The sequence below is a fragment of the Oribacterium sp. Sow4_G1_1 genome (assembly GCF_052116105.1).
In the GTDB taxonomy this organism is placed as follows: domain Bacteria; phylum Bacillota; class Clostridia; order Lachnospirales; family Lachnospiraceae; genus Oribacterium.
The window spans coordinates 175,516-200,559 of sequence record NZ_JBQKLS010000004.1; the positions used below are offsets into that span (position 1 = coordinate 175,516).

Annotated in this window: 18 protein-coding genes and 1 pseudogene; 16 read left to right on the forward strand and 3 right to left on the reverse strand. The window is 53.2% G+C overall.

Going from position 1 to position 25,044, the window contains the following annotated elements; translation table 11 throughout:
• The first annotated feature begins 136 nt into the window (after nucleotides 1-136).
• The 5 genes from ACTQ52_RS04640 to ACTQ52_RS04660 all read left to right on the forward strand — a co-directional run bounded on the left by ACTQ52_RS04640 (nucleotide 137) and on the right by ACTQ52_RS04660 (nucleotide 9,665).
• Nucleotides 137-988 carry a phosphatidate cytidylyltransferase gene (locus ACTQ52_RS04640; RefSeq protein WP_441981923.1) on the forward strand — a complete coding sequence of 284 codons (852 nt, stop codon included), beginning with the start codon at nucleotides 137-139 and terminating at the stop codon, nucleotides 986-988.
• Between the two features lie 135 nt (nucleotides 989-1,123).
• Complete coding sequence (locus ACTQ52_RS04645) at nucleotides 1,124-2,284, forward strand: 1-deoxy-D-xylulose-5-phosphate reductoisomerase (protein ID WP_441981924.1); 1,161 nt, start codon at nucleotides 1,124-1,126, stop codon at nucleotides 2,282-2,284.
• Between the two features lie 114 nt (nucleotides 2,285-2,398).
• On the forward strand, nucleotides 2,399-3,706 hold the full coding sequence (locus ACTQ52_RS04650) for a M50 family metallopeptidase (protein ID WP_441981925.1): 1,308 nt from the start codon (nucleotides 2,399-2,401) through the stop codon (nucleotides 3,704-3,706).
• 126 nt (nucleotides 3,707-3,832) lie between these two features.
• Nucleotides 3,833-4,891, forward strand: a complete 1,059-nt coding sequence (gene ispG / locus ACTQ52_RS04655) for a flavodoxin-dependent (E)-4-hydroxy-3-methylbut-2-enyl-diphosphate synthase (RefSeq protein ID WP_441226250.1) — start codon at nucleotides 3,833-3,835, stop codon at nucleotides 4,889-4,891.
• Between the two features lie 169 nt (nucleotides 4,892-5,060).
• Nucleotides 5,061-9,665 carry a PolC-type DNA polymerase III gene (locus ACTQ52_RS04660; protein ID WP_441981926.1) on the forward strand — a complete coding sequence of 1,535 codons (4,605 nt, stop codon included), beginning with the start codon at nucleotides 5,061-5,063 and terminating at the stop codon, nucleotides 9,663-9,665.
• Nucleotides 9,666-9,810: 145 nt separating this feature from the next.
• Here ACTQ52_RS04660 and ACTQ52_RS04665 read toward each other — a convergent pair whose 3' ends face one another.
• On the reverse strand, nucleotides 9,811-10,902 hold the full coding sequence (locus ACTQ52_RS04665) for a prephenate dehydrogenase (RefSeq protein ID WP_441226248.1): 1,092 nt from the start codon (nucleotides 10,900-10,902) through the stop codon (nucleotides 9,811-9,813).
• Between the two features lie 222 nt (nucleotides 10,903-11,124).
• Nucleotides 11,125-11,694, reverse strand: a complete 570-nt coding sequence (locus ACTQ52_RS04670; protein ID WP_441981927.1) for a helix-turn-helix domain-containing protein — start codon at nucleotides 11,692-11,694, stop codon at nucleotides 11,125-11,127.
• Nucleotides 11,695-11,961: 267 nt separating this feature from the next.
• Between ACTQ52_RS04670 and ACTQ52_RS04675 the strand changes: the two genes are divergently transcribed.
• The 7 genes from ACTQ52_RS04675 (at nucleotide 11,962) to yaaA (ending at nucleotide 19,494) form a co-directional block, all read left to right on the forward strand.
• Nucleotides 11,962-13,038 (forward strand): mandelate racemase/muconate lactonizing enzyme family protein, encoded by a 1,077-nt coding sequence (locus ACTQ52_RS04675; protein ID WP_441981928.1) that lies wholly within the window; start codon nucleotides 11,962-11,964, stop codon nucleotides 13,036-13,038.
• Between the two features lie 21 nt (nucleotides 13,039-13,059).
• Nucleotides 13,060-14,223 (forward strand): DUF819 family protein, encoded by a 1,164-nt coding sequence (locus ACTQ52_RS04680; protein WP_441981929.1) that lies wholly within the window; start codon nucleotides 13,060-13,062, stop codon nucleotides 14,221-14,223.
• 2 nt (nucleotides 14,224-14,225) lie between these two features.
• Nucleotides 14,226-16,379, forward strand: coding sequence for a CocE/NonD family hydrolase (locus ACTQ52_RS04685; RefSeq protein WP_441981930.1), 2,154 nt, complete (start codon nucleotides 14,226-14,228; stop codon nucleotides 16,377-16,379).
• A 432-nt stretch (nucleotides 16,380-16,811) separates the two neighbouring features.
• A complete protein-coding gene (gene trxA, locus ACTQ52_RS04690) occupies nucleotides 16,812-17,138 on the forward strand; it encodes a thioredoxin (protein WP_410043549.1) in 327 nt (108 codons plus the stop codon).
• A gap of 162 nt (nucleotides 17,139-17,300) precedes the next feature.
• On the forward strand, nucleotides 17,301-18,233 hold the full coding sequence (gene trxB / locus ACTQ52_RS04695; protein ID WP_441981931.1) for a thioredoxin-disulfide reductase: 933 nt from the start codon (nucleotides 17,301-17,303) through the stop codon (nucleotides 18,231-18,233).
• 41 nt (nucleotides 18,234-18,274) lie between these two features.
• Nucleotides 18,275-18,730, forward strand: coding sequence for a thioredoxin-dependent thiol peroxidase (gene bcp / locus ACTQ52_RS04700; RefSeq protein ID WP_410043551.1), 456 nt, complete (start codon nucleotides 18,275-18,277; stop codon nucleotides 18,728-18,730).
• A complete protein-coding gene (yaaA, locus tag ACTQ52_RS04705) occupies nucleotides 18,730-19,494 on the forward strand; it encodes a peroxide stress protein YaaA (RefSeq protein ID WP_410043552.1) in 765 nt (254 codons plus the stop codon). Before bcp ends, yaaA begins: the two co-directional genes overlap by 1 nt.
• Nucleotides 19,495-19,524: 30 nt before the next feature.
• Here yaaA and ACTQ52_RS04710 read toward each other — a convergent pair whose 3' ends face one another.
• Nucleotides 19,525-20,637 carry a linear amide C-N hydrolase gene (locus ACTQ52_RS04710; RefSeq protein WP_410043553.1) on the reverse strand — a complete coding sequence of 371 codons (1,113 nt, stop codon included), beginning with the start codon at nucleotides 20,635-20,637 and terminating at the stop codon, nucleotides 19,525-19,527.
• A gap of 758 nt (nucleotides 20,638-21,395) precedes the next feature.
• Between ACTQ52_RS04710 and ACTQ52_RS04715 the strand changes: the two genes are divergently transcribed.
• From ACTQ52_RS04715 to ACTQ52_RS04730, 4 genes and pseudogenes are all read left to right on the forward strand, one after another.
• The gene (locus tag ACTQ52_RS04715; protein WP_441981932.1) at nucleotides 21,396-21,935 is read left to right on the forward strand and encodes a flavodoxin family protein; all 540 of its coding nucleotides are present in this window, start codon (nucleotides 21,396-21,398) and stop codon (nucleotides 21,933-21,935) included.
• 207 nt (nucleotides 21,936-22,142) lie between these two features.
• Nucleotides 22,143-22,598, forward strand: a complete 456-nt coding sequence (locus ACTQ52_RS04720; RefSeq protein WP_441981933.1) for a low molecular weight protein-tyrosine-phosphatase — start codon at nucleotides 22,143-22,145, stop codon at nucleotides 22,596-22,598.
• A 361-nt stretch (nucleotides 22,599-22,959) separates the two neighbouring features.
• Nucleotides 22,960-24,555: a sensor domain-containing diguanylate cyclase gene (locus ACTQ52_RS04725; RefSeq protein ID WP_441981934.1), complete on the forward strand. Its 1,596-nt coding sequence runs from the start codon at nucleotides 22,960-22,962 to the stop codon at nucleotides 24,553-24,555.
• 97 nt (nucleotides 24,556-24,652) lie between these two features.
• Nucleotides 24,653-24,919: pseudogene (locus tag ACTQ52_RS04730) on the forward strand (LysR family transcriptional regulator); the annotation flags it as partial.
• Between the last annotated feature and the right edge of the window lie 125 nt (nucleotides 24,920-25,044).

Sequence of the window (25,044 nt, forward strand, 5' to 3'; positions counted from 1 at the left end):
GGTCTACAATGCTCCCGTCAGTCGGGCGTGACGCTTCGGCAGCAGAAAATATAAATATCCGAGCGGAACAGGCTTCCTTTTGCGTTGTATCAACAGTGTGTAAGGGTGGCCTGTCCTTTGTATTTTGAGGTACACTATGGCAGAAACTGAGAACTTAAAGAAAGATCAAAATGAAAAGAAGATGAAGTCCTTCGTCACGCGGCTTCTGAGCGGTATCGTGCTCGTCCTGATCGCGATCCTCACCGTCCCACGCGGCGGACTCCCGCTGTTTGTCCTGACCTTTCTGATCTCCATGATCGGACTCTTCGAGCTCTACCGCGTCTTCGGCATCGAGCACACGTCCCTCGGACTGGTCGGCTATCTCACGACCATCGGCTACTACATCATCGTCTGGTTCCATGTCGAGGAGTACTACCCTCTGATGATCGTGCTCAGCCTCATGGCGCTGATGGCCTTCTACGTCATCACCTACCCGGCCTACAAGATTTCTCAGGTTGCGAAGGCCTTCATGGGCTTCTGCTATGCCGGCATCATGATGAGCTACATCTACCAGACCCGTACGCTGCCGGACGGCAAGTACCTCGTCTGGCTCATCTTCCTCGCGAGCTGGGGCTCCGACACCTGCGCGTACTGCGCCGGCATGCTCTTCGGGCATCATAAGATGACCCCGATCCTGAGCCCGAAGAAGACCGTGGAGGGTGCCCTCGGCGGTGTCCTCGGTGCAGCGCTGCTCGGCTGTCTCTATGCGACCGTCTTCCGGCGCGGCTTCGCTATCATCGCAAACCCTGGCATCGCCTGCGGTATCTCCTGTGCGATCGGCGCGCTGATCTCCATGGTCGGCGACCTCACCGCCTCCGGCATCAAGCGCGATTACGAGGTGAAGGACTACGGGCACCTGATCCCGGGCCACGGCGGCATCCTGGATCGCTTCGACTCTGTCCTGTTCACGGCTCCGGCGGTATACTTCGCCCTGAGCTTCCTGATCTGACGCCGTCGCTGTCTGTGGCCAATGCAGCCGCCAGGAAGCATATACCCATCCGCTGCCTGCATCAGCCACGGCAGGATGCGTGGTCTCTGTGAAAGCAGTGAAGGATATTGAAATCTTTATGAATCGAGGAAAATTATGAGAAGATTAGTCATACTGGGATCAACGGGCTCCATCGGAACCCAGACCATCGATGTGATCGAGGGGGATCCCGAGATCCAGGTCACCGGACTCGCCGTCTATGGCTCCATCGAGCAGCTGAAACCGCAGGTGGAGAAGCTCCATCCGGAGGCCGTCTGCATCTATGATGAAGCGAAGGCGGAGGCCTTCCGAAGCTACGGACTCCCGGTGAAGGTGCTGAGCGGGATGGACGGGCTGATCGAGCTCGCGACCATGGAGCACTGCGATGAGGTCGTGGTGTCCGTCGTCGGCATGATCGGTATCCAGCCGACCATCGCAGCACTGAAGGCCCATAAGCAGGTCGCCCTCGCGAACAAGGAGACCCTCGTCTGCGCCGGTCACATCATCATGCCGCTGGCCGCGTCGTGTGGTATCGAGATCAAGCCGATCGACTCCGAGCACAGTGCCATCTGGCAGTCCCTCACCGGCGAGCCACATGACGCCATCGAAAAGATCCTGCTCACGGCCTCTGGCGGACCATTCCGCGGAAAGAAGCGGGACGAGCTTCGCGGGAAGACGAAGGAGGATGCGCTGAAGCACCCGAACTGGTCGATGGGACGGAAGATCACGATCGACTCCGCGACGATGGTCAATAAGGGTCTCGAGGTCCTCGAAGCCAGCTGGCTCTTCGATGTACCGGTCGATGAGATTCAGGTCGTCGTGCAGCCGCAGTCCATCGTGCATTCTGCCGTACAGTATGTTGACGGCGCGGTGAAGGCGCAGCTCGGCCTGCCGGACATGCGTATCCCGATCGAGTACGCCCTGTATGCGCCGAACCGCCGTGCGCTGAAGGAGGACGAGCGACTCGACCTCGCAGCACTGATGCAGCTTACGTTCGAAAATCCGGATATGGAGACCTTTAAGGGCCTCGCCCTCGGCTACCGCGCCGGCCGGACCGGCGGCTCCATGCCGACCGTCTACAACGCCGCGAACGAAGAAGCGGTCGCGATGTTCCTGCAGGACCGCATCGACTTTCTGGAGATCGCCGACGTCATCGAAGAAGCCATGGACGCCCATGAGGGCCACGTCCTCGCGGCACCGACCCTCGCGGAGATCCTCGAGATCGAAGCCTGGGCCCGCGACTTCGTACGGACACACTCACAAATCGTACGAGTGTAGGTATCTGCTTCAGCTAAGTAACAGTTCAGCTAAGGGGACCCGGCTTGATTTCACACGGCCTCTACGTATGGCCTCTGTTGCCGCCCCTCCGGGACACTTTTTATTAAGGAGTTTATGACTATTATCAGTATTATCATCGCTATATTCGGCCTCGGCTTCCTGGTTTTCTTCCATGAACTCGGTCATTTTCTGGCTGCGAAGCTCTGTCACGTCGGTGTCCTCGAGTTTTCCATCGGGATGGGGCCGCGGATTCTCAGCCGTGTCGTCGGAAATACACGATACTCCCTCAAGCTTCTGCCGCTCGGCGGAAGCTGTGCGATGCTCGGAGAGGACAACGCCGGCTCCGGCGATTTCTCGACCCCGCAGGGCCGCGCGGAGGAGCGTGCTGTCACTGGCGATGGTGCAGGCATAGAATGTCGGGAGAATGTCCAGCCTGAGGCCGGTCGTCCTGCATCCAGCACAGATGCCGACACGTTTCCGAACCGGGAAGCCGGTTCAGAACTGCACTGGGTCGACTACGACGGTGTCCGTTTCCGGAGTGATGAGATCGCGAAGTACAGCTTCAACGAGAAGTCGGCGCCGCAGCGCTTCTTCATCTGCATCGCCGGTGTGCTGAACAACTTCATCCTCGCGACCATCCTCGCCTTCGTCCTGGTCGGCTTCTGTGGCTATGACCGTCTTTACGTCATGGACACGACGCCGGATACACCCGTGGCGGAGGCCGGCTTCGTGCGCGGGGATGCACTGCAGTCGATCGGCTATGAGGGAAAGTCGAAGAGTGCAGTACCGGGCTACCGGGACCTCTTCATCTGGCTCTATGTAAATGCCACCGACTTCGATGAGAACACGAAGCTGGAGGCCGTGGTGCTTCGGGATGGAGTGAAGAAGACGCTCGACTTTCAGCCGTACTATGATGCAACGCAGCAGAAGTATAAGCTCGGTATCAGCTTTTTCGGTGGTCGCTTCCTGCCGTCCGACCCGCGGGAGTTCGTCGAGGATGCCTTTTACGAGGTTCGCTACAACACGACCGTCGTGCTCCAGAGCCTGCGACTTCTGTTCCATGGCCGCGTACAGCGCCAGGAGGTCATGGGACCGGTCGGCACGGTGACGGTCATGGGCTCCACGGTCGAGCAGTCCTCCCAGTACGGTGCGCTCAATGCTTTCCTCGTACTGCTGGAGCTCCTCGTGATGCTCTCGGCAAACCTCGGTGTGATGAATCTGCTGCCGGTGCCGGCCCTCGATGGCGGACGCCTGCTGTTCATCCTGCTCGAGATGATTTCGAGACGACGCCTCGACCCACAGCTCGAGGAGCGCATCAACCAGATCGGCATGATCCTGCTGCTGCTTCTGATGGCCGTGGTCATGTCGAACGATATACTGAATCTGTTCACCGGCGCATACAGCGCGATGCTGGGGCACTGAAAGCACTTGTCCGCAGGATAAAAAGCTTGAGAGGCGTGCGCAAAGCGGCTACCGCGATCGGAACCGCAACGCGAAGTGAAGATATAGAAGGCCGGAGCATTGGCCGCATATACAGGAGGAAATGTGATGTTAGCAAGAGAGAAGACCCGTGTGGTTTCGATCGGAAATGTAAAGATCGGCGGGGAGAACCCGATCGCAATCCAGTCCATGTGCAACACGAAGACCGAGGATGTCGCGGCGACCGTCGCGCAGATCCACCGCCTCGAGAAGGCCGGCTGCCAGATCATCCGCTGCACCGTGCCGACCCACGAGGCCGCGCTGGCGATCCGCGAGATCAAGAAGCAGATCTCGATTCCGCTCGTGGCCGACATCCATTTCGACTACCGCATGGCCATCGAAGCGATGGAAAACGGCGCGGATAAGATCCGCATCAACCCGGGCAACATCGGCTCGAACGAAAAGATCCGGACTGTCGTGGACTGCGCGAAGGAGCGGAACATCCCGATCCGTGTCGGCGTAAACTCCGGCTCCCTCGAGAAGGACCTGATCGCGAAGTATGGCGGTCACGTCACAGCTGAGGGCATCGTGGAGTCTGCGCTCGATAAGGTCCATCTCATCGAGGACATGGGCTATGATAATCTCGTCATCTCCATCAAGTCCTCCGATGTCCTGATGTGCACCCGCGCGCACGAGCTCATCTGCCAGCAGACGGACTACCCGCTCCACGTCGGCATCACCGAAGCCGGCACTATGTGGTCCGGCAATATCAAGTCCGCCCTCGGCCTCGGGATGATCCTTTCCCAGGGGATCGGCAATACCATCCGTGTATCGCTGAGCGCGGATCCGGTCGAGGAGGTCAAGTCCGCGAAGCTCATCCTCCGTACCCTCGGGCTCCGGAAGGGCGGCATCGAGGTCGTGTCCTGTCCGACCTGCGGCCGTACGAACATCGATCTGATCGGGCTCGCCAATCAGGTTCAGACCATGGTGGAGGAGTTCGATGATAAGTCACTGAAGGTTGCGGTCATGGGCTGCGTCGTGAACGGCCCGGGTGAAGCGAAGGAAGCCGACCTCGGCATCGCCGGCGGTAAGGGCGAGGGCCTCCTCATCAAGAAGGGCGAGATCATCCGCAAGGTACCGGAGGATCAGCTGCTCGAAGTGCTCCGGGAGGAAATCGCAAAATTCTGATTTTGAAGTGGTTGACAGACAGGGGTCTGACCCCCTTTGTGGGGTCAGACCCCTTGAATTGCTTTACACAACGATAGATTGTGAGGGTGTGATGGCAGGCAGTGAGGGCGGAGAACCGTAAAGCAGTTCTCCGCACCACCGCCTGTCCATCAGCACTTAAAGGAACGTTATGAAGAAATTTTTTGAAGTTTTCGACAGCTTGAATCTGCCGAAGGAGATCGAGGCGCTGGTGACGGATACGTATGTGACGCGGGTGACGATCACGCGTGACCGGAAGCTGATCCGTATCCATATCCTGAGCGCGCATCTCATCGATAAGCGGAGCGTCTACGCGCTCGAGAAGGCGATCAAGGAGCAGCTGTTCGTCCGGAAGGAGATCACGGTCCGCATCGCCGAGGAGTTCCACCTGAGTGCGCAGTATAATCCGCGTACGCTCTACGATCTGTACCGTGATTCGATCCTTCTCGAGATGAAGAACTACGACATCGTGCTCTACAACATGCTCACCCGTGGGAAGCTTTCCTGGACTGCGGATGACACGATGTCGCTGACCGTGCCGGAGTCAAATCTCTATAAGACCGCCGCAAAGAAGCTCGAGGCGGCGCTTCACAGTATTTTCGAGAAGCGCTGTCATCTGGAGTTTCTTCTTGACATGCACTACGAGGCGCGGAAGATGGTGGCCCCGGAGCAGCTCGCGCGCGATTATGTGCCGGGCGCAGAGGTGGACGAGGAGGCGGCTCAGCGCCGTCGTCAGGCGCTGCAGCAGAGCGAAGACTTCATGGATACCCACGACCCGTTCAATCTGAGCGGCATGGCCCGTGCTGCCGGCGACGCCATCGACGGTGGCGGTTCCTCTGGATTGACCCAGGGGAATGCTGCGTCGGCGCAACGTCGTGCGAATCCGGCTTCGGAAGCTCCGGCGGCCAATGCAAACGCCCGGAACACAGGCGCTCCGCAGCGGGAGAGCGGCTCCGGAAGCCGTTTCGGCGGCATCGGGGGCGGTAACGGCTCCTTCCAGCGGCGGAAGCGTGCGTTTAAGATGTCCGAGAACGAGGAGGTGCTCTACGGTCGTTACTTCGAGGGCGATGCTGTGAAGCTCGAGGACGTCGATGCGAGCTCTGGTAACGTCATCGTCGCCGGTCAGATCTTCCTCGTGCACGATCCGGTGCATACCCGTACCGGTAAGAACATCCTCAAGTTTGACGTCACGGATTTCACCGACTCGATCTCCGTGAAGATCTTCGTCGAGGACGAGGATATGGAGCTCGCGCAGAGCTTCGTAAAGCCGGGCACCGCGCTGAAGATCAAGGGCACCGTGTCCTACGACTCCTTCGATAAGCAGGTCGAGATGAGCTTCATCGACGGCATCGTGCGCTATCAGCTGAACCGCGCGAAGCGGGAGGACCGCTCACCGGAGAAGCGTGTGGAGCTGCATCTGCATACGAAGATGTCGGATATGGACGGTGTTACGGATGTCAATGACTACATCGACACCGCAATTTCCTTCGGTATGAAGGCGATGGCGATCACCGACCACGGCGTCGTGCAGGCCTTCCCGGATGCCAACATTTACCTGAAGAAAATCAAGCACGATAAGGATTTCAAGCTGATCTACGGCTGTGAGGGCTATCTCGTCGATGACCTCGAGACCATCGTGCAGAACGAAAAGGGGCAGGGGCTTGACCACGACACGGTCGTCTTCGATATCGAGACCACCGGCTTCAGTGCCGAGACCGACCACATCATCGAGATCGGTGCGGTGAAGCTTCGGAATAACGAGATCGTCGACCGCATGGATGTCTTCGTGAACCCGGGCGTGCCGATTCCGTTCCGCATCACCCAGCTCACGAGCATCGACGACAGCATGGTCATGGACGCAGATCCGATCGAGAAGGTTCTCCCGGACTTTCTTGACTGGTGTGGGGATGCTGTGATCGTCGCGCACAACGCGGGCTTCGATACCGGCTTCGTTGCGAAGAACGCGAAGCGGCTCGGACTTCCGTATGCCCCGACGATCCTCGACACTGTGAGTCTCAGCCGTCTGCTGCTGCCGCAGCTGAACCGCTATAAGCTCGACACCGTCGCGAAGGAGCTCGGGGTCTCGCTCGAGCATCATCACCGTGCCGTGGACGACGCGGCATGCACAGCGGAGATCTACATAAAGGAGATCGAGATGGTGCGGGCACGGGGGGCGAAGCTGCTGTCCGACATCGATCATCTCGAGTTCGATCATGCCGCGAACGTCATGAAGCTTCCTTCCTACCATATCGTCCTGCTCGCGAAGAACGACGTCGGCCGGATCAATCTCTACCGACTCATCTCCGAGAGCCACTTAAAGTACTTTAAATCCCGTCCGCGTATCCCAAAGTCCCTGCTCCGGGAACTGCGGGAGGGTCTCATCATCGGCAGTGCCTGCGTCGCCGGTGAAGTGTTCCAGGCGATGACCCGTGGTGCGGATGAGCAGCAGCTCATGAACATCGCCTCCTTCTACGATTATCTGGAGGTGCAGCCGCTCGGAAACAACAGCTTCATGATCGCGAGTGACAAGTACACAGCGAACAGTACGCAGGACCTGATCGATTATAATCTGAAGATCATTGACATCGCATCTCAGCTCGGGAAGCCGGTCTGCGCGACCTGCGACTGCCACTATGTCGATGAGGAGGATGACATCTACCGGAAGATCATCCAGGCCGGCCGTGGCTTCGACGAGGAGGAGAGTGATGCGAAGCTCTACTTCCGTACGACGCAGGAGATGCTCGACGAGTTCAGTTACCTCGAGCCGGAAAAGGCGAAGGAAATCGTCATCGACAACCCGAACATGATCGCCGACATGTGCGATAAGATCCGACCGGTCCGTCCGGATAAGTGTCCGCCGGTCATCGAGCACTCCGACGAGACGCTGCGCCAGATCTGCCACGAGACCGCGCACCGCATCTATGGACCGGAGCTCCCGAAGATCGTATCCGACCGTCTCGAGACGGAGCTGAACTCGATCATCAGTAACGGCTACTCCGTCATGTATATCATCGCGCAGAAGCTCGTAGATAAGTCGAAAGAGGACGGCTACCTCGTCGGCTCGCGAGGATCCGTCGGCTCGTCCTTTGCGGCGACCATGGCGCACATCACGGAGGTTAATCCGCTGAGTCCGCACTATGTCTGTCCGAAGTGCTACTGGTACGACTTCGATTCACCGGAGGTCAAGAAGTATTCCGGTATGGCGGGCTGCGACATGCCGCCGAAGAAGTGCCCGAAGTGCGGTACGGAGCTCAACCGTATGGGCTTCGATATCCCGTTCGAGACCTTCCTCGGCTTCAACGGTGACAAGGAGCCGGATATCGATCTGAACTTCTCCGGTGAATACCAGGCGAAGGCCCATGCCTACACCGGTGTCATCTTCGGCGACGGCCACACCTTCAAGGCAGGCACCATCGGTACCCTCGCCGACAAGACGGCCTTCGGTATGGTGAAGAAGTATTATGAGGAGAAGGGCATCGATAAGCGAAGTGCGGAGATCGACCGTCTCGTACAGGGCTGTGTCGGCGTGCGCCGGACCACGGGCCAGCACCCGGGCGGTATCGTCGTACTGCCTCATGGCGAGGAGATCAACACCTTCACCCCGGTACAGCATCCGGCCAATGATATGCAAAGCCCGATCATCACCACCCACTTCGATTACCATAAGATCGACCATAACCTGCTGAAGCTCGACATCCTCGGTCACGATGATCCGACCATGATCCGGCGTCTGCAGGATCTGACGGGGATCGATCCGGTTAACGACATCCCGCTTGATAACAAGGAGGTGATGAGCCTCTTTGCTTCGACGGAAGCATTGCACATCCGACCTGAAGACATCCACGGCGTCAAGCTCGGCTGCCTCGGGATCCCGGAGTTCGGTACCTCCTTCGCGATGCAGATGGTCGAGGATACGAAGCCGAAGTACCTCTCGGACCTCGTGCGTATCTCGGGCCTTAGCCACGGTACCGATGTCTACCTGAATAATGCACAGGACCTCATCAAGAACGGCACGACCACCCTGCAGGAGGCGATCTGCTGTCGAGATGATATCATGGTCTACCTCATGCATAAGGGTATGGACCCGGGTGAGTCCTTCACCATCATGGAGTTCACTCGAAAGCATAAGGGCCTGAAGGACGAGTGGTGTCAGGACATGCTCGATCACGGTGTCCCGCAGTGGTACATCGATGCCTGCAAGAAGATCAAGTACATGTTCCCGAAGGCCCATGCCGCCGCCTATGTCATGATGGCGTGGCGTGTCGCCTACTGTAAGGTATTCTATCCGGTCGAGTACTACACTGCGTACTACAGTATCCGTGCGGACGGCTTCGACTACGATAAGATGTGCGGCGGTATCGACAAGCTCCGCTACTACATCGATGAGTATATGAAGATCCCGCATCCGACGAATACGGAAGCGGTGTGTCTCCGCGATATGAAGATCTGCGAGGAAATGTATGCGCGCGGCATCGAGTTCGCGCCGCTCGACATCTATAAGGCGAAGGCGAAGGACTTCACGATCACACCGGACCGGAAGATCATGCCGAGCTTTACCTCCATGGCCGGGCTCGGCGAGGCCGTAGCACAGGGCATCGAGGACGGTGCGAAGAGTGGTGCGCGCTACCTCAGTAAGGACGACTTCATGAACCGGACGCACTGCCCGAAGGGCTTCGTCGATAAATTCTCGGAGCTTGGACTGCTCGGCGACATCCCGTCGTCGAACCAGATGAGTATTTTTGATATGCTGGGATGATGCCCGTAATAAAAGACCCCGGAGGACAGACTGTCCTCCGGGGTTCCTGTTTCTTAAGAATTTCGTAATGGGGTCTGACCCCATAAACTTCAGTTTAGATTCTGTTTAGAAAAATTTAATGGGGTCAGACCCCATTAAATTTTTATTAAGCGCGGATGTCGTAGCGGTAGCGCTCGAGAACCTTGCGGGCCTTCTCTTCGGATTCTTCGTCGTAGAAGGAGATGCGGAGCGCGCCTTCGCCGTGGTCGCGGCTGTTGTTGATGCCCATGTTCTTGATGGAGACGCCCTTCGATGCGAGGATGACGGAGATGGTCGAGATCGCACCGACTTCGTCTTCGATGTCGACGGAGAAGCTGTAATCGGCTGAAAGGACACCCTTGTTCTTCGCACTGATCGAGTTCCGGTACGCACGGGAGGACTCGAACATATGGAGGATCTTCTGGTCAGACGCATCCTTCTTGAGGGAGGCCGAGATGTCCTGCAGCTCCGTGATGTAGCGGTCGAGGAGTTCGACGAGCGGCTTACTGTTTGTGTCGCAGATCTGCTCCCACATCTCCGGGCTGGAGCTGGCGATTCGTGTGATATCACGGAAGCCGCCGGCAGCGAGGGTCTTCATGAGCTGGGTCTCATCATCGGAATCCTTCACGATGTTTACGAGAGAGCTTGCGATGATATGCGGTAGGTGAGAAACCGCTGCGGTGGCTGCATCGTGCTTCTCCGCATTGACCACGATCGGAATCGCACCGAGGGTCGTCGCGACGTTGCGGAGTGCGTCCACGAGGGCCGGATTCTCCGAGATCGGCGTGATGATGTAGTAGGCGTTTGAGAAGAGGTAGTCGGTCGCCGCAGCGTAGCCGGTCTGCTCGGAGCCGGCCATCGGATGACCGCCGATGAACTTGTCCCCGAGACCAAGCTCGATGGCCTTCTCACAGATAGCAGTCTTCGTGGACCCCACATCCGTAAGAACCGCGCCGTCCTTCATGAGCTTCGCCACACCCTCCATGTAGGAGACATTGACCTCGACCGGAGCGCAGAGGAAGATCATGTCTGCTTCCTTCAGACGCTCGCTGTACGGCGAATCGAGCACGACGTTTACGATCCCGTCCTCCTGCGCCACCTCGACACTGGATTTATTACGCGCATAGGCGAAGATTCTGGTCGTCGGGTCCGCCTTCTTGAGACCCTTCGCGATGGAACCACCGATGAGACCAAAACCGATAAATGCTACTGTTGTCATATCGTTACACTCCCTTTGATAGTGATCATATATCACATGATAACATAAGATGTGATTATTCCAAACACACGAGACTTTAGCACTAAAAAGTGCTAAAGTCAACCAAATGAAAGGTATTCGATAAGTTTATCAAGCATATATTATTACAGATGTGCAGAGGGTCAGACCCCATAAACTTCAGTTAATAATCTGTTTATAAAAAATTAATGGGGTCAGACCCCATTAATTTTTCGTGAGATCCATCCGCCCCCACACAGGCGGCGACATGGAGGAGATGCCTTTCGCTGTGGCATCTCCGTTATTTTTATAGATGTGCGGGAGGTCCTTCTGGATGACGGTCGTATCGCCGGGATTCAGGATCACATCGGTGTCGCCGATCTGCACCGTGAGCTGTCCTTCCGTGACATAGACCATCTCTTCGGAATGATGGCGGATCGGCAGCTGCGTGTCCTGCGCGTGCGCAGCGATCTCAAACTGGATCAGCATCGCCTCCGGTGAATAGGCCGGTGACGAGAATGGGGTCAGGAAGCGATAGGAGACCTTATGATCTTCAGAGTAGGTGATCACCTGCTGTTCCTTGCGGATCGTCAGATTGCCCATGACGACGACATCGTCCAGCAGCATATGCATCGGTACCTGGAGCCCCGCGGCGATTTTCCGAAGAGAAGAAAGAGACGGATCGATCTCACCACGTTCGATCTGGGAAATGTAGCTGATGGACATGCCGGACAGCTCCGCCAGTTCCTTGATGGTCATTTTCTGACTCTTTCTGAATTCACGTATCTTTAACATAGCAAACCTCAGTTCTAAAACATTGTATACAGTATAGTATATAGGAATTCTATCGAAATCAAAAGACTAATTAAATTAAAAACAGCCTGATTCAATCAAAAGCAGGCTTCCAAAACAGCCTGAACCAGGCCTGCGTCATGTCTAAAGAAGCCGGCATAATATCAAAAATAACATATGGTTATTTGACAATATATTTCCGCAATAGTAAAACTTCAATTAAATTTCATCGGAAAATATCACTCATAGTGAAATTTGGAAGGGGTTAAAATGAAAATCACAGATCTGAAAATTGAGAAATTCCATGTCGAGCTGACCGAGCCGTTTAAGATCGCGTTTGCAGAGATTCATCATACAGAAAGCCTGCTCATCAAGATCACAACCGATGAAGGGATCGAAGGCTATGGTGAAGCGGCACCATTTGCACCGGTCACCGGTGAAACCACCGAAGGCTGTCTCTCTGTGCTTCAGATGTTCCGTCAGGGACTGATCGGTATGAATCCGATGGACATCGAAAAGGTACACGTGATGATGGATGGTCTCGTGCATGGAAACGGTTCCGCGAAGTGTGCTGTCGATATCGCGCTTCACGATATCAAGGGTAAGGTGATGGGCGAGCCGCTGTACCGCGTACTCGGCGGATATCAGGATACCGTGCAGAACGACATCACGATCGGTATCAGCACACCGGAGAAGATGGCCGCAAGTGCTGCACACTACGTAAAGGATATGGGCTACCGCATCCTGAAGATCAAGGCCGGTATCGATCCGGAGGAGGATCTCCGCACACTGGCGCTGATTCGTCAGGAGGTTGGACCAGATGTACGTCTTCGTGTCGATGCGAACCAGGGCTACGATATCGCGAAGGCAGAGTTCGCACTGGAAGGGATGAAGAAGTACGGCATCGAAGCGGTCGAGCAGTGCCTCCCGGACTGGGATCTGGAAGGAACCGCCTATCTTCACAGCATGGTGTCCGGTATTCAGCTGATGCTGGATGAATCGATCCATACACCGAAGGATGCCGCAAGAGCATGCCGTCTGAACGCAGCGGATATCTTTAACATCAAGCTGATGAAGTGCGGCGGCCTGTACAGAGGCTTACAGATCAGCACACTGGCAGAGAACTTCGGAAAGACCTGTATGGTCGGCTGCATGCTGGAGACGAAGATCGCCATCACCGCAGGACTCAGCCTGGTAGCTGCTCGTAAGAACATCACAGAAGCAGACTGTGACAGCTTCATGTATTACAAGGATGCAGACACCGGTATGCCGGGTGGCTTCACAAAAGAGGGCGATATGTTCCACCTGTCCGACAAGCCAGGTCTCGGCCTCGACATTTCATTCTAAATCGCATCAAGGAGAAAAACTATGTTTCCGATTTTTCAAAGCACACCAAGTATGCTGGCGGTGATCCTGGTGATGGTCGCCTTTGCCTTCTGGGTTCAGAAGTTCAGGGGCTTCAAGACACTGGGCCCGGCACTGATCGTCATCATCACCGGTATCATCCTCGTAAATCTGAAAATCGTTCCGGGCAGCTGTGAAATCTATGGTACCATCAGTACCTACTGCATCCCTATTTCCATCTCACTGTACCTGCTGGATGTGGATCTCCAGCAGATCGTCAAGATGTCGAAGCAGCCACTGCTCGCCATCGCATCCGCGGTATTCTGCGTCAGCATCGTGTCGATCGTGTTCGGCAGCATCTTCGGTGATAAGGTAGCCGAGGGCTGGAAGGTGGCCGGTATGTTCGTCGGAACCTATACCGGTGGAAGTTCGAACCTGACCGCGATTGCAACCGGGCTCAATGCTTCTGGCGATACGATCGCCGCAGCCAATGCCGCCGACTATGTCATCGGTATGCCATCGCTGATTCTGATGTTCCTGGCACCGACCTATATGAAGACCTCGAAGTGGTTCCAGAAATGCTGGCCATATTCCTTCACCGAGAAGGAGCTGGAAGGAAGTGGCGATACGAAGGAGCTGATGGAATCCGAAGAGTGGAGCATCAAGGAAATCGCAATCCTCCTCGCGGTTTCGACCTCTATCGTCGCCATCTGCACGAAGCTGGCAACATTGTTCCCAGCTGATTTCCAGAGTGCCGGAAGAATCCTGCTGATTTCAACGCTTTCGATCATCGTCGCACAGGTACCGGCTGTGAAGAAGCTGAGAGGCTCCATGAATCTCGGCCTGTTCTTCGGTATGATGTTCCTCGCGGTCGTCGGCTTCTCTGTGGATATCAAGGGCTTCCTCGGATCTGCGTTTTACATCACCGTGCTCTGCCTGTGCATCATTTTCTTCAGTACCGTGCTGCATCTCACGATCACCAGAATGCTGAAGATCAAGTCCGAGTATGTACTGCTCGGCCTCGTCGGTGCGATCGCAGATGGAACAACCTCCGCGCTGGTGGCTTCCGGCGCACGCTGGAAGAGCCTCGTCAATGTCGGTCTTCTGATGGGTATCATCGGTGCGGTATGTGGTAACTACTGCGGTATCGCCGTAGCATATATCGTTAAGATGATCATAGGAGCTTAAACATGACACAGTGGAATTTCTACTTTTCCGGTATTTTATATGGGAAGATCAGAGAAGATGAGCAGTCGCTGACACTGCAGAAGCGAAGCATCGAAACAGGAAAGTGGGCGCCGTGGCGTCCATTTTCCGAGGAAGATGATCAGGCGTTTGCGCTGCTGTGCAATCGCAGTCTGCTCACGTTTTTCGGCAGAAAAAAAGAATACGAGCAGCAGATCGCGGACAGTCCGGAGACATTTACCACGACGGAGGGTGAACGCTTCGCACGTCGTGGAGAAGATTCCTATATAGAGCGCGGGATCAAGTTCCCGAAGGATTTCTTCTATGACGAAGACGGCATCTACAGTGTCGTCATGTGTGCCCGCGATGTGACCTCTGTGCTCGTAAAAAAGGGGATGGAGCGCCGGACGGTGCTGAGAGACTGGAAAGAAGTCTATCCTGGGATGACCGAGGAGGACGGCGAGTATCAGCCGGGTCCGGTCTATGGCGTAAAAGCAGCCGGCACCTTCATGGTTCCGACCAGAGATGGCGAGCAGCTGGCGACGGATGTCTATCTGCCAACCGGTACGAAGGAGACCCGCTTCCCGACCGTCCTGGTTCGTACACCGTATGGAAAAGGAAAAGACAAGGAGCAGTATTACCGTTTCCTGCAGAGAGGCTATGCGGTCGTCGTGCAGGATACCCGAGGCCGGGAGGACAGTACCGGTGAATGGAGGCCGGAGTACTACGAAATCGAAGATGGTGACGATACCCTGAACTGGATCGCCGCACAGCCGTTCAGTGACGGACAGGTGAGCATGACAGGCGGATCCTATCTCGGCTATGTTCAGTGGGCCGCAGCGGCCAGTGGCAACCCGCATCTCAAGGCGATGTTGAGCAATGTCTGCGCCGGCAGTGCCTTCATCGATATCCCGCGTCGCGGCGGCTGCTTCAACTCCGGTATGCTGGCCTGGGCATTCATGATGACGGAAAAACGTTTGCGCGCGGATCTGGTGGCGCAGGATAACTGGGACGAGATCCTCGATATCCGTCCGTTGAACCAGATTCCGAAGCAGGTACTGGGACACGAAGTACCGTTCCTCGAAAAGTGGCTCGAGCATACGGATATGGATGACTTCTGGGAAAGGGGCAACTGGTCGAAGCGTTACAAGGGCGGCCAGGTGCCGGCACTCATCATGTCCGGCTGGTTCGACGATAACGGCATGGGCACGACCGAAGCGCTCGACCTCGTAAAGTCCTGGGAAAAGGGTACATGGAAGGCCGTGCTCGGTCCGTGGAAGCACAGCGGCAATGCACAGTACGATCTGCATGCACTCCGCCTGGGCGATAACGCACTCCGCTACGATATGGATATCCTCTGCATGAAGTGGCTGGAGCATTTCCTGAAGGGCGTCGAGAACGGCATTGAAAAGACAGCTGCCGTCGAGTACTACACAATCGGTGAAAACCAGTGGAAGACCGCGGAGAGCTGGCCGGTGGAAACGAGCGAACGGAAAATGTTCTATCTGGACGGCGGAGACATGAGCCTCGGACAGGAGAGCAGTGCACGCGGTACCGGGGAATCGTGCGGTCACGGTGTGCTGAGCGATACGCTTCCGAAGACGAGCGGAGCGGAGGACTATGTCTATGACCCGGATCATCCGTCCGTGCATATCATCGATATGTCGGAGAATGAGCTTGAGGTGCCGGAGGACTATACCGACGAAGAGAAGCGGGCTGATATGCTGAGCTTCTCCACGCCGGTGCTCACCGAGCCGCTGACCGTCACCGGCGATATGCAGGCGGAGCTTTACGTGTCCTGCGACTGCCCGGATACGGATTTCGTCGTCCGCGTGACCGATGTCGATGAAAACGGACACTCCGTGAAGCTCGCGGATGGTGTGATCGGCGCGAAGTACCGGAACGGTTTCGAGCATCCGGAGTATATGGAGCCGGGCGAGATCTATAAGATCACGATCCGCACCACCAAGCTGTCGAACACCTTCCTCCCGGGGCACCGGATGCGTGTCACGATCACATCCAGTGCAAAGAACTTCATCTTCCCGAACAGCAACACGAAGGACGGCTTCAACAGTAAAACCCGCCAGAAGGCACACATCACGATCTACAGAGGCGGTGAGCATGCCTCCGGCATCTGGATGCCGATCGAAAAGGCGTGAGGCAGTGCGAATGGGGTCTGACCCCATAAACTTCAGTTTAGATTCTGTTTAGAAAAATTTAATAGGGTCAGACCCCATAAACTTCAGTTTAGATTCTGTTTAGAAAAATTTAATAGGGTCAGACCCCATTAACTAAAAAACGGCACCGCAGCAGGGATAAACCTGTCGTGGTGCCGTTTTTCAATTCATCATTTTATAAGGCGAGCAACGCATCTTAAGAATTTCGTAATGGGGTCTGACCTCTTTTTAGATTTCGCAAAATCTGCGTTTTAGCCTTCCTGGACATTTGAAATCAATAATTATTATCACTTTCTATTGACCAAATCAGGCTTATGCAGTATAACATTAATAGGAATAGTTCTTAATAAAAAATACTAACAAAGCATAGTTAGATACCCATACAGGGTTAAACAGAAAATGGAGGTAATGTCTATGTCAGCCATCAATATGAATAAAGCTCAGTTTGAACAGTCCATGCATGAAGAGAAGCCGGTCTTAGTTGACTACTGGGCACCGTGGTGTGTCTACTGCCGCAGGATCGCGCCGGCCTATGAGAAAATCGCGGAAGAGTACGGTGATCAGCTTGTCATCGGAAAGGTAAATATCGATGAGGAGTCGCAGCTTGCAGAAGCGGAGAAGATCGAAGTGATTCCGACGCTGGTTTTATATCGCGGCGGAAAGGCGGTCGATTCGATCGTTGCGCCGGATTCGAAGGCTGCGATCGAGCGCTTCATCCAGACCGCTATGGAAAGAGCGTGATCGCATCAGTGATGTCGCCACAGGTGGCCACTTCATCCAGGACGCTATGGAAAGAGCGTGATCGCGTCAGTGATGTCACCTTAGGTGGCTACTTCATCCAGGACGCCATAGAAAGATAGAAGCGCAGGTAACGTGAACGAAAGTGAGCAGGAGGGAAGTTCTATGAAGCCGAATCATGTATACGATATGATCATCGTGGGCGGCGGTCCGGGTGGCTATACATCCGCACTCTATGCCGCCAGAGCCGGTCTCGACACGGTGGTGCTGGAAAAGCTGTCCGCAGGTGGACAGATGGCCCTGTCTCAGCAGATCGATAATTATCCTGGTTTCGAGGATGGCATCGACGGCTTCACGCTGGGCGAGAAAATGCAGCAGCAGGCGGAGAAATTCGGTGCCGTTACAGAGTACGCGGAAGTCTCGAAGCTGGAGTTAAGCGAAACGCCGAAGCGAGTGGTAACCAGCTCCGGCACCTATCTCGGAAAGACGGTCGTGATTGCGACCGGCGCGACACCCCGGGTGCTCGGAATCCCCGAGGAGCAGGCCCTGGTCGGCCGTGGCGTCGCTTACTGTGCGGCCTGTGATGGGATGTTCTACCGAGGAAAAACCGTGGTCGTCGTAGGCGGTGGAAACTCCGCCGTCGCCGACGCACTCCTTCTCAGCCGTATCGTGCAGAAGGTCATCCTCGTTCATCGCAGAGACAGCTTACGTGCAGAGAAAATCTATCATGACCAGCTCATGCATACGGCCAATGTTGAGTTCCGGTGGAACAGCACCGTCACGGAACTGCTTCATGACGAGCACTTGACCGGCGTCCGCCTGAAGGATACCGTCACGGGCGAAGAGTCAACACTCGCCTGCGACGGCCTGTTTGTCAGCGTCGGTAGAAAGCCCGCCACCGAACTCGTCGACGGACAGCTCACGCTCGACGATCACGGCTATATCGCAGCCGGTGAAAGCACGGAAACCAGCATCCCAGGCGTGTATGCCGTCGGCGACGTCCGGACGAAAGCCCTTCGCCAGATCGTCACCGCGGTGGCCGACGGTGCCGTCGCCGTACACATGGCGGAAGAGTATATCGCGAGAAACGCAAAGTAATACACTATAAAAAGAATGTCACAAAGACGGAGGAATACATAATGCTGGACGTAGGAATGAACGCACCGGATTTCGAGTTACCTGATCAGAATGGAACGATGCACAGATTATCAGATTATGCTGGTAAAAAAGTAATTTTATATTTTTATCCGAAGGATAATACCCCTGGTTGCACGAAGCAGGCATGTGGTTTTTCTGAGAGATATCCTCAGTTTACGGAGAAAGGCGCTGTTATCCTGGGCGTCAGTAAGGATTCTGTAGCTTCGCACAAGAAATTCGAAGAAAAATATGGCTTAGCGTTTACACTATTAGCGGATCCGGAGCGCAAGGTAATCGAGGCATACGATGTTTGGAAGGAAAAGAAAAACTATGGCAAGGTCTCTATGGGCGTCGTACGAACCACATATTTGATTGATGAAAATGGCGTCATCATAAAAGCCAACGATAAAGTCAAGGCTGCTGATGACCCAGAAAAAATGCTTCAGGAATTAAGCTGATGATAATTATACTGTCTCCTGCAAAAAAGATGATTTCAAATGATGACTGCATAGAAGCGGAAGGATTACCAGAATTTCTCGACCATACAGCTGAGATACTCAACTGGATGAAGCATACATCCAAAGAGGAACTGAAAGACATCTGGAAATGTAACGACCAAATCGCAGACGAAAACTTTCACCGACTGGAGTGTATGGATCTTCATCACAGGTTGACGCCGGCGGTCATCGCCTATGATGGCATCGCATACCAGTATATGGCACCATCGGTTTTTGAAGACCATCAGCTGGAGTATATACAGCATCATCTAAGAATACTGTCCGCCTTTTATGGTGTTTTAAAGCCGATGGATGGCGTGACACCATACCGCCTTGAAATGCAGGCCAGGGTCGGAATCGGCGGTACGAAAAACCTGTATGATTACTGGGGAGATACGCTGTATCTCTCCGTGATCGATGACAGCAGAACCATCATAAATCTGGCATCAAAAGAATACTCGAAATCCATCGAAAAATATCTGACACAACAAGATCGGTACATCACGATTACCTTCTGCGAGCGTTCCGGCGATAAAATGGTCACGAAAGGCACCTATGCCAAGATGGCACGCGGTGAAATGGTCCGCTTCATGGCGGAAAATGGCATCGAGAATCCGGAAGACATCAAAAAGTTTGACCGACTTGGCTATATATTCAGAGCTGACTTATCAAGCGATACCGACTATGTTTTCGAACGAAAAATCGCCTCTAGTCTGGCAAACTGAGGCGATTATTTTATCAAATCAGTATGCGGACTAAGTTTCGTTCGTCGTCAGTCCGTAGTGCGTGATATCGTTCCAGTGTCTTCGCAGGACAATGTCGGCGGTAAGGTCGGTGTTGTTGTAGGCGATAGACCATTGCGTGTTGCTCGTGATATCTTCGGGATCTGGCTCCTGCGAGGCTGCAATCAGAGCCGCCCATACGGTATCGTCCGTATAATTTCCGCTTTGCTGTTCAAATACATCTAATACGGCATCATAACGTTCTCTGCCGTGACCGTAAATACCGTTTTTCTGATTCGGCAGCACCTTTTCTTTGTATAAGCCGTAAAAGTTTGTTATGGCGTTTATCGGCGTTGCGACAAACTCACGCGCTTTGCTCTCGCAGTCGTATTCGATCACTCTGCCGTCGCCTGTGGCATCGGTGATATAGAAATGATAATCCCTGCCGCTCGAAGCAAACATATCGTATTGCCTGAGAAGCTCAACCGCCTCCTCCGTGCTTGCCGCCCGATCCAGCACCAGGCGGATTGCAAGCGTGGTCGCGATGACGGGCTTCCCCGTATCCTGATGTACAGGCTCACTGTCAAGCGTCAGGACAGCGATGGATACGCCCTTTTCATTTATTCCGTCGAGGCAGATGAACGGAGCAGTCAGGGTTGCGAGCCTTTTTTGCATGCTTTCGTCAGGGGCATTTGCCGATATATTATCGAGTGCCGCGCAGGCGACCGATTTATACCCGCCCTTTGGAGTGCAATAAACAAGCATGCCCGAGCTGTCATTCTTGAAATCGTAGTTGCGCCCCATATGGACATCGCCGTCGGTGTCAGTCAGCGTAAACGCCGTGCAGCCGAAGTCGGGAACCTTGATACTCACGGGGAGCATCGGAAGCGCCTCGTTCAGAATGGCATCGATCATCGTCTGATTATCGGTAATGCCGTAATTAATGACGTCGTCAAGGCTGTAATTGTATTTTACATCCATTCGGTAAAGGTTGTACCCATCGTCATAACTGGTCAGCTTCTCTATGCTGCCAGCTGTTTGAAAACGGGTAAAATACACGCCCGTAAACACAAGCACGCCAGCGAGTAAAACGGCAAGAACCGCACCCAATGAGATCAATGTGATTTTAAGCGGCTTTTTCATCATATTCTTTCCTTTCCGCCGTCTCCGGCAGGGCGTTCACATCCAATCGCTGTAGATAGATGCGCTCACAGTTCCATAAAAAGTATACCATATCCTAAAGGAAGTTTACTGCTTGAACCCTCGTTTTAAAACATTTTTTGCGAAGCGGCATCAGGTCAGAGATAATTTTTTCTTTATAATATGAGAATTTCGTTCCGTGTAGCATGTACAGGAGTGGTTCTGAAATCTGGTGAATGTGTAATCCAACAGCATAGGGCTTCGGCTCTATGCTGTCCTGTGTCTTTTTCGTTTTGACACAAGAGAAAAAGCGTGTTAAGATGAAACTACAAAAGGTGCTACCGATAGACGGTTAGTCCGCATACTAATTTGATAAAATAATCGCCTCAGTTTAGCAGACTAGGGGGCGATTATTTTTTGTGTGATTTATGACCTAGTGTATAGCCAAGCTCAAAGCAGGTTAAGCCGAAGCTTAATACAGCAATGAGACTTTCAATGGTTAACATTGGCACCCCTCCTTTACAAAAGATTTTGTCTATGTAATCAGAGGGTCACAGTCCCTCTGTCGAAGGACTAACCGCCTACCGTATATGATAGCACCTTCTATTATACTACCATAAAACAAACACATGTTCAAGTTGTGGGATATAAAACAACCATATAAAAAATGCATAAAATAATCTTAATAGGGTCATACCCTATAAACCAGCGTCAGGTGCTATCATGAGCATAACGAAAAAATAGAATGTAAGGAGTCTAGTACAATGAAGAAAAAAGTATTGATCATTTCCTCGAGTCCGCGTAAGGGCGGCAACTCTGAAACGCTTGCGGCGTCCTTTGCGAGAGGCGCGCAGGAGGCCGGGCACCTGGTAGAGACAGTGTATCTGCGGGAAAAGCAGATTGGTTTCTGCAAGGGCTGCTTTGCCTGCCTCAAGCTCGGTCGCTGCGTAATCAATGATGATGCCGTGGACATCGTCGCCAGAATGCACGATGCCGATGTGCTGGTGTTCGCAACACCTGTCTACTATTACTGCGTGAGCGGTCAGCTGAAGACCATACTGGACCGCGCCAATCCGCTGTATGATACCGATTATACATTCAGAAAAGCCTACCTGCTCGCAACTGCAGCAGAGGACGCAGCGGAGACCTTCGAGGGCACCGAGAAGGCTGTCCAGGGCTGGGTCGACTGCTTCCCACGCTGCAAACTGGCCGGCACGGTGTTCGCTGGCGGCGTAAACGAAGTCGGCGATATCACCGGTCGCCCAGCATTGGAGCAGGCGTACCAGATGGGCCGGGAGATCTGACACCTGGTCGTTCCCGCCGTGTAACTTGAACAGGAGTTGTTCTAAAATCTGATACATTTGATCACACAGCATAGAGCTTTGGCTCTATGCTGTTATCGGCGATTTGACTGCTAATTCCAGAGAAGAATTGCCGGAATATGTAGAACGTAGTTATCACGAAGCTTAAAGTACAACGTCCCTGAGAAATAATTAAGGATGATTAAAAATATGATGAAAGTATTATTCGTTTGCCACGGCAACATCTGTCGCAGTGTTTCTGCGCAGTACATTTTTCAGGATCTGGTGAACCGGCGGGGGATGGCATCGGAGTTTGTGATCGATTCAGCGGCGACGTCGACGGAGGAGATCGGGAATGCGATTTATCCGCCGATGAAGGCGGCGCTGGAGCGGAGGGGTGTGCCGGTCGGCACGCATCGGGCGCGGCAGCTGAAGCGCTCGGATTACGAGGCGTATAATCTTCTGATCGGGATGGATGAGGAGAATATGTTCTATATGAAGCGTATCCTCGGTGAGGATACGGAGGAGAAGATTCATTATCTCATGGAGTACTCCGGGCATCCGGACGAGATCATCGACGATCCGTGGTACACGCGGAAGTTCGATGCGTGCGCAGCGCAGATAGCAGAGGGGTGTGACGGACTGCTGGCGAAGACATTGGCCTGATGCTAGATGATGTGTAAGACAGAAGAACTGGTTGTGGCATTTTGTCCTAGAAAGTAATTTGTGCAATTTTTGCACGAGTTGCCGATAACGAAAAAACGACGAACAACAGAAGCCTGCCAGAATCACTCCAGCAGGCTTGATACTTATGACAGTTTACGGAGTTGACAGAAATAAACTTAGAACTTATTCTAATGTCCGAAAATGACATTGCTGAATTTAAGAAAAATGTACAGTGTGCATTTCAAAAAGGATTTGAAGATGTGTTTGGTACATGTGAAGAAACGATTCTTCCAGAAAAGGACATAGACCAATCCTTAAATGGTAAAGCGGTAATTGAACAGAGTTTGAAGAGAAAAAACGTATGAATCAAATTGTTTCGTTGTTTATGTTTAGTCGTTGTGATTATGAGAAAGTAAAACAGGATGTATGGGAAGAAAACTGGAAAGCCATGCGGCTGTATTCTGTTGTGGCGCTTGTTGCCTTTGGAGTCATAACGCTGGTGAGTGTGTTTTCTCTGAGTATCGGAAAATATGAATGGGTGTATCTGGTCTATACGTTCCTTTCTTTGGTCTATTTTTGCATTTCTCGTTGTCAAATTAGAAGCTTCTTGGGGAAAAAACTGGTTGTATACAGCTTTTTTGCCGTGCTGCTGCTGTTCGGCATTATTACGGGAACGCTGATTGCACCGGAGGAGCTCACTGTTAACTACATTGTGTTCATACTGGCAGCGCCGCTGCTGTTTACCGCCAGAACGGCGGTCATGAACGGGCTGATTCTGAGCAGTATGCTGCTCTATATCGGACTTGCTTTCTGTGCGCAGCACACCCCAATTCTATCCAAAAACCTAGTGAATGTTATTCTGTACGGGGTGCTGAGTATGCTTCTGACTGCCACAATGATGCGAAGCAAGCTCCAGAAAATCCTGTACCATAAGGAAAAGGAAATGTTGGAAGTCAGCAAGCGCGAATCGCAGGAACGAATCCTGAATTACGAGAGATTCCTCACGGACATGGTTCGGTATGCCGCTTCAGAAGAAAATCCGGACAAAGTACTGAATCAACTGGTAGAGTATATCGGACAGCGTATGACCGCCGATCGAGCGTACATCTTTGAACAGAATGACCGCGGAACGTTTGACAACACCTACGAGTGGTGCAAAGCGGGCGTATCCAAAGAAAAAGATAACTTGCAGGATGTGCCGTATGAAGGCATCATTGAAGCGTGGTTTGCACAATATCAAGAATCCAGCAATGTCATCATCCATGACATTGAAGAATGCAAAAAAACAAGCGAAGCCATCTATGAACGGCTGAAACCTCAGGGTGTCAATACCCTTGTGACAGGGCCAATCAAAATCAACGGCAAGATGGTCGGATTCTACGGTGTGGACAATTCTCCCGAAGAGAAACTGCATGAGATCTCGAATCTGATAGATATGATCGAGTTTATGATCTCTTTTATGATAAGACTGCGCGATAATGCAGATGCACTGGAGCACAGTGCATTATATGACCAGCTCACAGATTGTAAAAACAGAAAAGCTCTGGATTGGGCGTACACAGAAAAGCTGGAGAAGTACTTTCCCCTGGCGATTGTCATGTGCGACATAAATGGCCTAAAGGAAATAAATGACCAAAAGGGACATGACGCCGGTGATAAATTCATTGTGCAGACCGCACAGACGCTGAAATCTGTGTTCGGAAAGCGTCATGTGTATCGGTTTGGCGGAGATGAGTTCATTGCGGTTCTGCCAAACATCACATATCCGGCGTTTCAGAAACTACTGGAAACGGCAAAAAGCCAACTGGGTGCTACCGCGTCCCTCGGTACGACGATAAGCGGTACAAAGGACACGGATTTTGAGTCGCTTCTGAAAGCCGCAGATGCGGAAATGTATGAAAACAAGAAGCAATACTACATCGTGACAGGAAAAGATCGGAGAAAGCACAGCTTGTGAGAGGGAAAGTCTTGTTTTGATGCTTTATCGCCTTGGTTCACATTCTGAGCTGTTTAAGAGAAATACGTACAAATTGGAAGTTGTGGGAATAAAAAATATGGAATTAAGACTATTGCGCTATTTTCTGACGGTGGCAAAAGAACAGAGCTTTACAAAAGTAGCAGAACAATTGCATATTACCCAGCCAACGCTATCCAGACAAATGGCGGCATTTGAAGAGGAGCTTGGAGTAATATTATTTATTCGAAGCGGGAAGAAAATTTCGCTTACTGAAGAGGGGATTTTATTAAAAAGGCGTGCCCTGGAGATCCTTAATCTTGAGGAAAAAACACTTGAGGAACTGAAAGGAAAAGAAGATCTTATTGGAAAACCATTGATTGTTGCTGATTTCATGAGCTGTCACGGAGCTGCTCTCATGAGCTGTCGCTGAACTGCTCAACTTTGCGTCATGAATGTCGTATGGGTTATCGCCGCCGGAGGTCGTCTTCG